General features: G+C 33.9%; 10 protein-coding genes. 7 read left to right on the top strand and 3 right to left on the bottom strand.

Annotated elements, in window-relative coordinates:
* The first annotated feature begins 7 nt into the window (after positions 1-7).
* From C245_RS23285 to C245_RS0119085, 5 genes are all read left to right on the top strand, one after another.
* Positions 8-2458 carry a hypothetical protein gene (locus C245_RS23285; RefSeq protein WP_017498223.1) on the top strand — a complete coding sequence of 817 codons (2451 nt, stop codon included), beginning with the start codon at positions 8-10 and terminating at the stop codon, positions 2456-2458.
* 35 nt (positions 2459-2493) lie between these two features.
* Positions 2494-5706, top strand: a complete 3213-nt coding sequence (locus tag C245_RS0119100; protein WP_017498222.1) for a fibronectin type III domain-containing protein — start codon at positions 2494-2496, stop codon at positions 5704-5706.
* The gene (locus tag C245_RS0119095) at positions 5707-6219 is read left to right on the top strand and encodes a hypothetical protein (protein WP_017498221.1); all 513 of its coding nucleotides are present in this window, start codon (positions 5707-5709) and stop codon (positions 6217-6219) included.
* Positions 6203-6907, top strand: a complete 705-nt coding sequence (locus C245_RS0119090; protein WP_017498220.1) for a hypothetical protein — start codon at positions 6203-6205, stop codon at positions 6905-6907. Before C245_RS0119095 ends, C245_RS0119090 begins: the two co-directional genes overlap by 17 nt.
* 238 nt (positions 6908-7145) lie before the next feature.
* The gene (locus C245_RS0119085; RefSeq protein ID WP_017498219.1) at positions 7146-7541 is read left to right on the top strand and encodes a hypothetical protein; all 396 of its coding nucleotides are present in this window, start codon (positions 7146-7148) and stop codon (positions 7539-7541) included.
* A gap of 103 nt (positions 7542-7644) precedes the next feature.
* Here C245_RS0119085 and C245_RS0119080 read toward each other — a convergent pair whose 3' ends face one another.
* On the bottom strand, positions 7645-8400 hold the full coding sequence (locus tag C245_RS0119080; RefSeq protein WP_017498218.1) for a hypothetical protein: 756 nt from the start codon (positions 8398-8400) through the stop codon (positions 7645-7647).
* A 240-nt stretch (positions 8401-8640) separates the two neighbouring features.
* Between C245_RS0119080 and C245_RS0119075 the strand changes: the two genes are divergently transcribed.
* Positions 8641-8835: a hypothetical protein gene (locus C245_RS0119075; protein WP_017498217.1), complete on the top strand. Its 195-nt coding sequence runs from the start codon at positions 8641-8643 to the stop codon at positions 8833-8835.
* Positions 8836-9005: 170 nt separating this feature from the next.
* On the opposite strand, the gene C245_RS0119070 is transcribed toward C245_RS0119075, so the two are convergent.
* Positions 9006-10046, bottom strand: a complete 1041-nt coding sequence (locus C245_RS0119070; RefSeq protein WP_026110163.1) for a PLP-dependent cysteine synthase family protein — start codon at positions 10044-10046, stop codon at positions 9006-9008.
* A gap of 70 nt (positions 10047-10116) precedes the next feature.
* Positions 10117-12252, bottom strand: coding sequence for an oligopeptidase B (locus C245_RS0119065; RefSeq protein ID WP_017498215.1), 2136 nt, complete (start codon positions 12250-12252; stop codon positions 10117-10119).
* Between the two features lie 67 nt (positions 12253-12319).
* On the opposite strand from C245_RS0119065, the gene C245_RS0119060 reads away from it, so the two are divergent.
* Positions 12320-12640 (top strand): YbaB/EbfC family nucleoid-associated protein, encoded by a 321-nt coding sequence (locus tag C245_RS0119060; RefSeq protein ID WP_017498214.1) that lies wholly within the window; start codon positions 12320-12322, stop codon positions 12638-12640.
* The last annotated feature ends 79 nt before the right edge of the window (positions 12641-12719 follow it).

Below are 12719 nucleotides of genomic sequence, written 5' to 3'. Positions count from 1 at the left end.
ATAAAGAATGATTTTAAAAAGAATAATTTTAATTACACTACTGCTTTTCACCGGTACCTTTGCTTTTTCGCAAAACTTTAATGTACAGGAGTTAGGCAAAGCGAAACTTATAAATGTCAGTGGTGGTGCATCTGCCAATACCGTATTCTATTCCGGTAATGCCACACGAGAGCCCTTCAGTTATTTTTTGAACGGAAACATCAATTTCAATATTGCCAATCTGTACAACATTCCGCTTTCGTTTTCCTATACCAATCAAAAATTCGGGTACAATAAACCTGTTTTAATGAATCGTCTGAGCATACATCCTTCCTATAAATGGATTACTGCCCATATTGGAGATGTCAGCATGACCTTCTCCCCTTACACGCTGAGCGGTCATCAGTTTACCGGTTTTGGAGTGGATTTAACCCCACAGGGAGAATTTAAAATCAGTGCGATGTACGGACGATTATTAAAAAGCAACGAATTTGATTCAGCCTATCCGGATATTCTGCCTGCTTACAAAAGATTTGGATACGGATTTAAAACCGCTTATTCCCTAGAGAAAATAAACCTGGGACTTACCTTATTTAAGGCAAAGGATCAGATCAATTCTTTAAACAACCCCGTACCTTTTGAACTGGATGTCGCTCCAAAGGAAAATGCTGCCATCAGTTTTGAAACTAATTTTAAACTTTTTCAAAAACTACAAGTCTCTACCGAATATGCCAGCAGTAGTATTACTGAAGATTTAAGAGTTGTGGCAGGTGGAAAAGCGAAAGGAGTTTCCTCGTTTCTATTGGGTAGAAATAGCACTACCACAAGTTATAATGCCTTTAAAGGACAATTGGCTTACCCGGCCGGAAAAGGAACTTTAGGATTAGGTTACGAACGAATTGACCCTAACTACAGAACCTTTGGAGGATACTATTTTAATAACGATTTAGAAAACGTAACCGTTAATGCAACCCAAAGTTTGTATAAAGATAAAGTGTCGCTTGCTTTAAACTTAGGACTTCAGAAAGACAATTTAGAAAAGCAGAAAGAAAGCCAGATGAAACGCTTGGTAACCTCAGCTAATGTCGATTTGAGACCCAATCAAAAATTAAACCTGAACCTGAACTACTCTAACTTTCAATCGTTCACCAACAGTCGTAATCAATTTGACTACATCAATCAGGTTTCAAATTACGAGTATTTAGACACGTTAAACTTCAGACAAGTGAACCAAAATTTAGGTCTGACTGTAAATTATCTGTTAAGAAATGACAAACAACTAAAAAAAGCAATTAGTGCCAATTTCTCTATGCAGGATGCCGTAAACCAACAACAAGGAAAGACAGTTGCAGGCGGAGCTTCTACCTATTACAACTCAGCCCTAACCTATTCTCTTGGCTATCCTCAAAAAGAGCTAAGTTTCAACGGTTCCATAAACAATACCTACGGACAAACGGATGGAGGGAAGAGTTTTATTATCGGACCAACAGTTGGCGCTTCCAAATTATTTTTTGATAAAAAACTGAATGCCAATGCCTCGACCAGTTACAACACCAGCTATAACAATGGTCGCAAGCAAAACGATATTTTCAATTTCAGATTGAACGGGTCTTACATTTATCTTGAAAAACACAATTTCAACATGAGTGTCATCACACTATTCAATAAAACAGCCACCGGTAAAAACAATGATATGACTGCTACACTGTCTTATTCATATTCTTTCGACAAAATCAAAATGCGACCGAAGAAAGAACCAAGAACAGAGGAAGACATGAACCTTACTTCTATTCTGAAAATAAATCTTAACGGAAAAGCTTTAGAAGGAACACGCGATCAGATTACAGCTCAATTAAAAGAAATGCAATTGGCACTAAACCCATTACCGGAAAAAGAAAGTACAAATTTAGAGCATTTACTCACACTGGCTTCCCTTACACCGGATGACAAACAGTTCAAAGAAAAAGTACTAGATTACCTGGAAGCTTACAACATTGAAGCTGAAAACGTAAAAAAATACAAAGATTATGTGCTCGAAGCTGCCAAAAAATTAGAAACAGAGATGAAAGACAAAGATGCAAGTCTGGAAAATGCTTATGTATCGGCTTTAGGAAGAGTAAACAGCCACAAAATGCATGGTGTGAATGAAGAAAACATTACCGATAAAACAGCTTACAAATCCTATCAGAAATTGGTGGAACGAAGTAACAAAAATCGCGATCAGCTTACACGCCACCGATGGATGCTCAAAGAAATTTCGGCATTAACCAAACTTCCCGCTGCCGAAATACAGCAAAATCCAGCTGCAGTAGTTTTTAGTGCAGAAGAAATGGAAGAAGCTTTTAAATCGATAAAAGAAAAAAAATCCGGTTCTGAAATAATAGCCGCTATCGAAGTCAAAATGATACCGTTTTATCATGATCTCGCTCTCAAAAATGCAAACATTGATGAAATCGATCTTAACCATATTCAAAAATAAAAGGAGTGAATACCTACCTGCTAACCTCACAAAAAATGGATAAAATTCAATTACCCAAAATGCTGAAAAACTTACACCTGTACCTGCTGCTGCTCTGCTCCCTAATAGGATTTGAAGGATTTGCTCAAACCTTCCCGATTTCGGTTACCACCCAAATTGCGCAGCCATCACCTATTTACCTGAGCAAGTATGCCGATGCGACTACCATAAACAGTCCCATTAAAATTCAATTGCTACTCAACGATTTAACCATCTCCAATCGTCAGGTTCGATTAAAAATATACTTTCAGGGCAATGGAGTTTCGTTCAGCAACAACGATTTTGTTGTAGGAGCAAAACCACTGTATCTCGAAGGAGGATTTCCATTGCAATTAACCAATGTTGATCTGGCTCCCTATTTTCAGTTCCAAAACCTACTGGGATTAAATCCAAATCAATATGCTCAGCCTTTACCCGAAGGAATCAGTAACTTTTATGTAGAAGTATATGATTTTGCCACAGGAAAAAAACTGTCTCGAAAAACGGGTACAACTACCGTTATTTTTCAAAACGAACCTCCCTTCCTGAACCTGCCTTTAAACAATGCTTCGATCATGCAGCAGAACCTGCAGAACATTGTTTTTAACTGGACACCGCGAAGCATCAACGTTAGTAATGTAGAATATGAATTTTCATTAGTCGAGATTTGGGACAATTACACCCCGGTGCAAAATGCATTTGCTTACTCACCACCCCTGTACACCACCACAACCAAAATGACTACCCTGCAATATGGCATGAGTGAACCTCAACTGATTCCCGGCAAAAAATACGCCTGGCGCATCAAAGCAAAAGCCATTTTAGGAGCCGAAGAAATTGGGGTATTTAAAAACAACGGTTATACCGAAATCTTTGCTTTTACTTACGAAGTATTCTGTACCTCTCCCCTTGCCATTAAAACCGAAAGCATCGGTCAGGATCAGGCCAAGATAAACTGGAGTGGTAACATCGACAACTTTGACTATCAGGTAAACTATCGCGAGAAAAATTCCGGTTCGGAATGGTACAAAGCCGTAACTCCAAGAGAAAATATTACGCTTAGCAACTTAAAGCCTAACACCACCTACGAATATACCGTAGGATCATCTTGTGATGTGGGCAAATATATTCACAGTTCAATATATGAATTCACCACCATTGCCAGAGACGAAATTGTATTTCAAGGCTGTGGTATCAAACCGGACCCAAAAGATCTGACCAACCAAACACCACTTCCGGAACTTTTCCCGAATGATGTAATTTCAGCGGGAGATTTCCCTATTGTAGTCTTGCACGCCACAGGAAGTAACGGTACCTTCTCAGGAGACGGCTATGTAACGCTGCCTTTCTTAGAAAAATTCAGAAAACTCATTGATGCCGCTGAAGCCCTAAGCCCAAAAGATGGTGAAGGCAACTCAAAATGGAACTTAAGCGAAAATACCCGTATCAAAATTACCTTTGATAATATTGGTCTTAATACTGATTTCAAATTAATTTCGGGTGAAATTGTGGCTGGTTATGATGCTAGTAACTGGGATAAATTCTTGGATGTTGATAAGCTTGTTGATGGAATTTCTAAAGAATACGATCCGATAATGGAATCCATTTTTGGACCAAAACCAGAAAAGGAAGAAGAAGTTGCAGATGCTTCCGAAGAGGAGCAAAATACTGAAATTATTAACCCGGCATCACCTTCTGAAGCTCCTGTAGAATATACTCCGATTGATATTGTAGAGGTAGACGAACCGCAACCTACACCTCAACAGCCTGTAAATGTCAATACGCCAGAGAACAATGATCCAAAAGGAGAAACCAAACCAAGTAATGGTGCAGTTACAGAAAATGGTTACTATATAGAATACAAAGGGCAAAAATACTATAATGGTGGTAAAATAAAAATCCCTTACAGACGTATTATGTTTGAGACCTTTGAAATGAAAACCGTACCAAGTGATGCCAAAGTTACTTATAGTATTTATGGACCCGGTGAACAAAGTATGCTTCGTGGTTATGATAGTAGCACTAGTAAAAGTTCTTTGCCTATCGAGGATATTACGCTAAAAAATAATTTACTTATTCATGATTTACAATCTGAAGCAACAAGTATTGAAGGTAACCCAAAAGTTAGGGTAGAAATTCAAAAAATAATAGGCAAATTCACTCAAAACGCACTAACAGCCAAAGATGTTTCAAATCCGAAAAATAAAAATAGAATTGCCGGTGCAAATCAGACTTTATACTATATTGATAAGCCTCCAAAAATAATTAAACTATCAAAAGTTGATTATAATGACACTGAAATCAAAGTTACTTTAAGTAATGATATTAATCTTATACCGGACGAAAATATAAAATGGAAAATTAATAATGTAGACAACAGTTATAAAACAGGAATAACACAATTTACTCTTCCTGTTAATGCGAGTGTCCCAAATACAACATTTACAAACATTTCTGGTTATCCTAATTTAACTACAAAAGAAGTTAAAGTAAAATGGATAAAAGAAGGCAGATCAGAACAAGCTTTTATGCCTCCGGCTGTTAGTCATCTCGTAACTCAATTTAACGACGATTTAATAAAACCGTTCAAAAAAATGACCGATAAACTTGATAAATTTACCGGTAGTCTGCCAGGCGATAAACAAAACTTTAAAGTTGAAGTAAAACCTATAAAAATAAAAGGAGAAGGTTACAATGAAGAAGATGACAATTCAAGGCATTATTTTAAAACTTTAAAGGGAAGTATAAGTGGCGGAATTAATCTAAAAGGTGAGTTTTTTGGTTATCCCCCCTTTTTAGCATTCCTCAATATAAAGGGTATCAGTGAAGTAGGTGTTTTTATTAGTCCAAAAGTTGAAGTTAACTTAGTTGGTTCAAGGTTAAGCAGAACAATTGGAGAAACAAATAAAAAAGTAAAGGATAATTTTGTGATTGAAGGAAACATAAAAGGATGCATCGAAGTTGGATTGAAAGCAGAATTAACGGTAGATCAAGATAAAAAAGATTATATCGAGTTTTCAGTTAAAGGATCAGGAGAAGGATGTGTCTCAGGTAAAAGAGTTTACAATTTCACAACCAATAAATGGGATGGAGGTTTTTATATTGATCCTGTAAAATTAGCCGTGAAAGCTAAAATTAAATCCAAAGGATATTTTAAATTTACCTTAGTTGATTATGACGCTTCCTGGGCAATTACTGATAAAGTTGATTTAACAAAAAAAGAAGACTAAATGATTATAAGAAGATTAATCAGAATAATGGGGGGAATTTGTATTCTGTTTGCATTAGTAGGCTTTTTTCCTGCTATGGGAGATATATTTACAACTTTGTACTATAGAGATGTAATTACTAACTATGCAAAGTATAGCAAAAAATATATCGAGATTGATTCCTTAACATATATGAATACGGACGGTAATGACAATCCCAGAGTAGACGGATATTCTAAGCAATTAAATAATTATAAAACCATCATTCTATTTGATAAAAGTTCAAATGAAAGTGATTATTTCGGGAATGAAAATGGACCTCTTAAAGGATTTGTATGGTATCGAAAGGGAATTGATTTTGCATTTCCCGCAAAAAAAGAAGACACTATTTTCCCCGTAAAAGAATATATCTATAAAAATTTAAAAATCCCCGTACTATGGTTATTTTCAATTATAATCGCTTTTATAATCTATAAAATTTCAAAAAAAAGTAACCTATTTAAAAAAGTAAATGAAGATGAACAAAATAATTAGAGTAGTAATATTGATATTGCTTAGTCAAAATTTTTATGCACAGGAAAAAGGCCCCCGCATTTATTCTAGTGACATAGATGAATTTATTTTTTATAGATATCAAACAGCCTATAAAATTAAAGCAACCAAAGATTTCAAAACAATAAAAAATGAGTTTCCAGAAGATTTAATGCAATCCATAATTTCTTGCTCTAATGAAGAATGGGAAATTTTTAATACTCTTGGAGGCAAAAATAATGCCCAGATAAATGATTCAGACTATTATGAAGCCATCAAAAAGATGGATGTTGAGAGAAATTATTTTGAGTTAAAACATAAAATAGAATTTGAAATAGATCAAATTCCTACTGCTATAATCAAGTTTTATTTTATAAATCAATACACCCCACAACCAGAAGCAGGTATTATTGTAATGCAAAAATATAATAACAGATGGTACAAAACATCAACAAAAATGGTTGCGAGCATTGCAATGATTATATTAAAATTTAAAACCGATGAATTAGAAAAAATTATTAATGGAAATGTTAATTCTCCGGAACTACTACAAATTCACAAAAAAGTTTTTACAAAAGACAAACTTGATTTTAATAAACTACAACAAGAAATGGATTCTTGGTATATAGAAGAAACAAAAGAAAATATTCTTAAAAAACAATATTTTAAGGATCCTAATTCAATCTTATAATACAATATGAAAAAAAATTATATTAACAATACTTGCGACATTTACTATCTGTAGTTATTCTCAAAATAATTACAAAGATTTAAAAGGGAGTAAAATTAAAGCAACAGGATCTTTTCAATTTATTGAATCTTATTATTATGATTATGTTATAAATTCTAATAATGTTAAAGATTCAATTTTTACAAAAATAGACCTGAATAATACTGTTGAAGGTCTATTAACACAAAAATTTAATGGCTTGCTAGAAGCAAATAAAGAAAAAATTATAAATAAAATTTCTTTATTATCTAAAATTACTATCCAATACAACCAAGAAACATTTTGCTTTATTAAATTCAAGACTATCGAAGACAATTCAATTTCTAAAACACAAATTTATGTTTGCAAAAAAGAAGATAACACTTGGAAAGAACATTTAGAAATTAATAAAATTATATCAAAAATAAAATTAGTTTTATTACTAAAAGAAAACGCTTTTTCACAATTTGAGATAACAGATGATGATTTAAGCTATCCCGAAATAAACAAACTAAAAGCTTTTTCAAAAGATGAAAACGGCGTTCTGAATATATCTAAACTAGCTAACGTAATAGAACAAAACAAAGCTTCGCTTTCCAAATACCTCGATCAATAACGGCTCAAAACACAAGCTAAACATTCAAAAACTAATTCATCTATAAACACCAAAAGCTCTGGAAACCCCAGAGCTTTTTCTATTCAAAAAAACAACAAATCAATCAATTCTCTTTAATCACTTTTTTTTCTGAATAATTAATGCCTAATCCTCCGGCAATATAAACCTTAATCAGCTCCTCAGTATTGATCTTTATGTTTTGATGAAGAACATTACCTTTCACTTTTTTAAGATCAAAAGGGATCGTTTTGGATAAATAATAATCACCGCTCGAGATTGTAATCATAAGTGCTTCACCATTTTTAGAAACCAGGGACGTAATCGAAAAATCACCTGTTTTCGAATCTATTTTCATAGGAGGTTGTGAGTCATTAATACTAAGGGTTAGATTCGGATAGATCTTGCCGTTTAGGGGCCTGTTTGTTTTTGCATCTAACAACTTCCCTTTGATCGTTATCGAAATTTCTTCCTGAACGGTTTGACTAATGGCTATTTTGCCCAGAATATTACTTTTAGGTACCGATTCATTTATTTCCGTTTTAACTGGAGTTTTTTCCTGTCCTGTAACATTTGAAGCCAGTAAAATAGAAGCTGCTACTGCCGCATACTTCAGATTATTCATTTTGGAAGTCTCCTGATGTACAAATTCCTCCTCTAACTGTGTTGTTTTTAATCGCGCACAAATGTTCTGATCTTTATTCTCGGCGATGAACCTGGCAACTTCAGAGTTCGTTTTTCGGCTTAAATCAATTACATTCTTGGCACAGGAACTACAAAACGAGCCCTGTGAATTAGGAATCATATTATCAAAATTTTCAGAACAAGGGTTGGCTATTTCTAAAGTGAATTTCTTTTTCATACGATACTATTTTTAGTTTAAACCGTTCAAAGACGATTATACTTATATAGAGTGCCTTTTAAATGAAAAGGTTGGGAAGAACTAAAAATATTTTTCTTTTTATCATAACTTACCCAAATTGCAAGTACACACATTAATTTTCATAGTTCTGTTTATTTCGCACAAATGATCAAAATTCTTTCAAAGAAGAAATAACAAAACTCATACAGTTTAATATATTTGCAGCTAAAAAAACAGATAATGAAAACATCAAAATATACCAAATTTGCAGTAATTCTTTTGGTTATTGTCTTTTTACTCCTTAGCATAATAAGCTGTAGTGTACATACACAAAGTACTCCTTCCGGTAAAATTCCACCAGGGCAGGCTAAAAAAATCTCCGGAAGTAAAAGTGCTAAAGCTTATGCACCGGGACAACAAAAAAAACAACACTAAAAAACAAAAAGCCTTCTTAAATATTTAAGAAGGCTTTTTATTACTCCAAACATGTTGTTTAAATACACAGGATATCGTTATTTATTCCCTGTAGTTTAGAACATTTCACAAATAAAAAGCCTCACTCGCAAAACGAATGAGGCAATATATTAGAAAAGCAGTTTACCGTACTACTTTACAAATTCAATTTTTTGAACTTCTTCTTCATTGACACTGTCAAAGAAGCCTTGTTCGTTCATCCAGTCATCGCTGAATACTTTACTCATATAACGAGAACCATGATCCGGAAAAATAGCGATAATATTACTGTCTTTAGTAAATTCTCCTTCTTCTGCGTATTGCTTAATAGCTTGCATTACAGCTCCTGAAGTATATCCTACAAATAACCCTTCTTTTCTGGTAATCTCTCTGGCAGAGTGAGCACTTTCTTCATCCGTCACTTTCATGAACTTATCGATGATATCAAAATCTGTAGCCGAAGGAATTAAATTTTTACCTAAACCTTCTATACGGTACGGATAAATCTCTTTGTTGTCGAACTCTTTCGTTTCGTGGTATTTTTTTAATACTGATCCAAAAGCATCAACACCTAAAATTCTAATATTTGGATTTTTCTCTTTTAAGAATTTTGCAGTTCCTGAGATCGTTCCTCCTGTTCCGCTGCAGGCAATAAGATGCGTAATTTTTCCTTTTGTCTGTTCCCAGATTTCTGGTCCGGTAGAGTTATAATGTGCATCAATATTCAACTGATTAAAGTATTGATTAATGTACACAGAACCTTTTGTTTCTTCGTGTAAACGTTTCGCTACATTATAGTATGATCTTTCATCATCTGCTGAAACGTGAGCCGGGCATACATAAACTTTTGCACCTAAACTCCTCAACATGTCAATTTTATCTTTCGATGACTTTGAACTTACTGCCAAAATACAATTATAACCTTTTATAATGCTTACCATAGCCAAACTAAAACCTGTATTACCGGATGTCGTTTCGATTATGGTATCACCTGGCGACAGAATACCTTTTTTTTCGGCCTCTTCAAGAATGTATAACGCTATTCTATCTTTTGAGGAATGTCCTGGATTAAAAGCTTCTACCTTTGCGTAGAAATTGCCTTCTAACTCTTCGGTGATTTTATTTAGTTTAATAAGGGGGGTATTGCCTATTAATTCTAAAACATTATTATAAGCGTTTATTTCTTCTTTCATAAAAAAATAGTTAATCAAAGGCATTTTAAAATAACCTTGATAGGTTGCAAATTTAACAAAAAAAATCTAATTAGCTTTTAATTTTTTCTAAATCTAATAAAAAACTAAATTCCTTTGCTAAGTCTTTTAAAGCCTCAAAACGTCCTGAAGCCCCGCCATGTCCGGCATCCATATTGGTGTCTAAAAACAATAAATTGCTATTTGTTTTTAAGTTTCTCAATTTGGCTACCCATTTGGCAGGCTCCCAATATTGCACCTGCGAATCATGCAATCCGGTAGAAACATACATATTTGGATAATTTTGAGCTTTTACATTATCATACGGCGAGTACGACAACATATAATCGTAATATTTTTTATTGTTGGGGTTTCCCCATTCATCATATTCTCCTGTGGTCAACGGAATACTGTCGTCCAGCATTGTGGTAATAACGTCTACAAAAGGCACCTGAGCAATCACTCCATTGTACAGTTCCGGTGCTTCGTTTGAGATAACTCCCATTAAAAGTCCTCCGGCTGATCCTCCTTCTGCATACAAATGTTTAGAAGAAGTGAATTTTTCGTTAATTACAAATTTAGAGCAATCGATGAAATCTGTAAAGGTATTTTTCTTTTTTAACAGTTTTCCATCTTCATACCATTGTCTACCTAAATCTTCTCCTCCTCTGATATGGGCAATTGCGTAAACAAAACCACGATCCAGTAATGAAAGTCTTGTGGAAGAAAAATAAGTATCCATTGTGATTCCGTAAGAACCATAAGCATAAAGAAGTAACGGATTTTTACCGTTTCTTTCCAACCCTTTTCTGTAAATCATTGAAATAGGCACTTTAACACCATCTCTGGCTGTCGCCCAAACACGCTCTTCGATATAATTTTCTTTATCAAATTTCCCTCCTAAAACCTCTTGCTCTTTTAAAACTTCTTTGGTTTTAGTCTTCATATTGAAATCGATCACAGAAGATGGTGTTGCCAGCGATTGATAACTGTAACGCAAAATATCCGTATCAAAATCAACATTTGTTGTGGTATATGCGTTATACGTTTCGCTGCCAAAAGGCAAATAATAATCAGTCTCACCATTCCACGGCATAATACGAATGTGATTCAAACCATTTGAGCGTTCTTCCACCACTAAATAGTTCTTAAAAATTTCAATATCTTCCAATAAAACATCTTCACGATGCGGAATAAGATCTACCCAATGCCTTTTTCCTGTTTTGTTTTCAGGAGTTTTCATCAGCTTGAAGTTAGTTGCCTTGTCTTTATTCGTTAAAATATAAAACGAATCTTCATAATGCGAAATACTGTACTCCAGCCCACGCACACGGGTCTGAAATACTTCAAACTCCCCGTCCGGGTTATCAGAATTCAAAATTCTGTATTCTGTAGTTAAGGTACTTCCGGAACCAATTACGATATATTTTCTTGATTTCTCTTTACTCACAGAAACATTAAAAGTGTCATCAGTTTCATTAAAAACCAAAACATCCTTTGCTGCATCTGTATGCAATTTGTGTCTGAAAATTTTATCCGCTCTTAAAGTTACCTGGTCTTGTTTGGTATAAAAAACAGTTTTATTATCATTGGCCCAAACCGATCCTCCAGTTGCATTTTCGATTTTATCTTGTAAAATTTCTCCCGTTTCTAAGTTTTTAAACTGAATTGTGTAAATTCTTCTTCCTACAAGATCAACTCCAAAACTTGCAAATTTATTATCAGGGCTTATACTTAAACCTCCTAATTTAAAATAAGCATGTCCTTTTGCCATTTCATTACAATTGAATAAAATTTCTTCGGTTGCTGAAAGGCTGCCTTTTTTTCTGGCAAAAATTGGATAATCCTGACCTGTTTCAAAACGAGTAATGTAAAAATATCCGTTGTAAAAATAAGGAACAGAGGAATCATCTTCTTTAATTCTTCCTTTCATTTCTTCATACAAATCTCTCTGAAGCCCTTTTGTATGTGAAGTCATACTCTCGTAATAGGCATTTTCCTGATTCAGATAATCAATTACCTCAGGGTTTTCGCGATCATTTAACCAGAAATAATTATCGACTCTGGTTTCTTTATGTTTTTTTAGTGATTTTGGAACTTCTTTGGCTATTGGGGCCACTATATCGTTTTGCATTGATTGAGCATTAGTTTTTAAATACGAAGCAGCAAAAATACTATAAACGCAACAGAACCAAATTAATTTTTTCATAAAATATATGTTGCTTTCATACAGCAATATACTAATTTTGTACGGAATAATTTAAAAATCAACAAAAATGGATTTAATGGGAATGATGGGTAAACTTAAAGAAACCCAGCAAAAAATTGAAGATACAAAAAAACGTTTAGACACCGTTTTGATTGATGAACAAAGCGCTGACGGATTATTAAAAATAACATTAACAGCAAATAGAAAAGTAAAATCAATCAGTATTGATGATTCTTTATTAGAAGATAAAGAACAACTTGAAGACTACCTTATTGTAACTCTGAATAAAGCAATAGAAAAAGCAACAAGCGTAAACGAAAGAGAATTGGATGCCGTTGCCAAAATGGATATGCCAATGATTCCGGGAATGGATAATCTTTTTAAATAAAGGCACTAAGACACTAAGGTTCTGAGATACTAAATAACCAAGGTTTGATTTTAAATGCTACTTGTAAAAAAAATGCTGT

This window comes from Flavobacterium sp. WG21 (genome assembly GCF_000335775.1).
In the GTDB taxonomy this organism is placed as follows: Bacteria; Bacteroidota; Bacteroidia; order Flavobacteriales; family Flavobacteriaceae; genus Flavobacterium; species Flavobacterium tructae.
Note: the sequence above shows the minus strand (reverse complement) of the source record. Positions and strands in the feature narration are given on the sequence as shown.

Excerpts from the sequence above, each read along its gene's own strand:
- C245_RS0119065 (WP_017498215.1), bottom strand. The coding sequence starts at position 12,252 with ATGAAAAAATTAATTTGGTTCTGTTGCGTTTATAGTATTTTTGCTGCT.
- C245_RS0119095 (WP_017498221.1), top strand. The coding sequence starts at position 5,707 with ATGATTATAAGAAGATTAATCAGAATAATGGGGGGAATTTGTATTCTG.
- C245_RS0119100 (WP_017498222.1), top strand. The coding sequence starts at position 2,494 with ATGGATAAAATTCAATTACCCAAAATGCTGAAAAACTTACACCTGTAC.
- C245_RS0119080 (WP_017498218.1), bottom strand. The coding sequence starts at position 8,400 with ATGAAAAAGAAATTCACTTTAGAAATAGCCAACCCTTGTTCTGAAAAT.
- C245_RS23285 (WP_017498223.1), top strand. The coding sequence starts at position 8 with ATGATTTTAAAAAGAATAATTTTAATTACACTACTGCTTTTCACCGGT.
- C245_RS0119075 (WP_017498217.1), top strand. The coding sequence starts at position 8,641 with ATGAAAACATCAAAATATACCAAATTTGCAGTAATTCTTTTGGTTATT.
- C245_RS0119090 (WP_017498220.1), top strand. The coding sequence starts at position 6,203 with ATGAACAAAATAATTAGAGTAGTAATATTGATATTGCTTAGTCAAAAT.
- C245_RS0119060 (WP_017498214.1), top strand. The coding sequence starts at position 12,320 with ATGGATTTAATGGGAATGATGGGTAAACTTAAAGAAACCCAGCAAAAA.
- C245_RS0119070 (WP_026110163.1), bottom strand. The coding sequence starts at position 10,046 with ATGAAAGAAGAAATAAACGCTTATAATAATGTTTTAGAATTAATAGGC.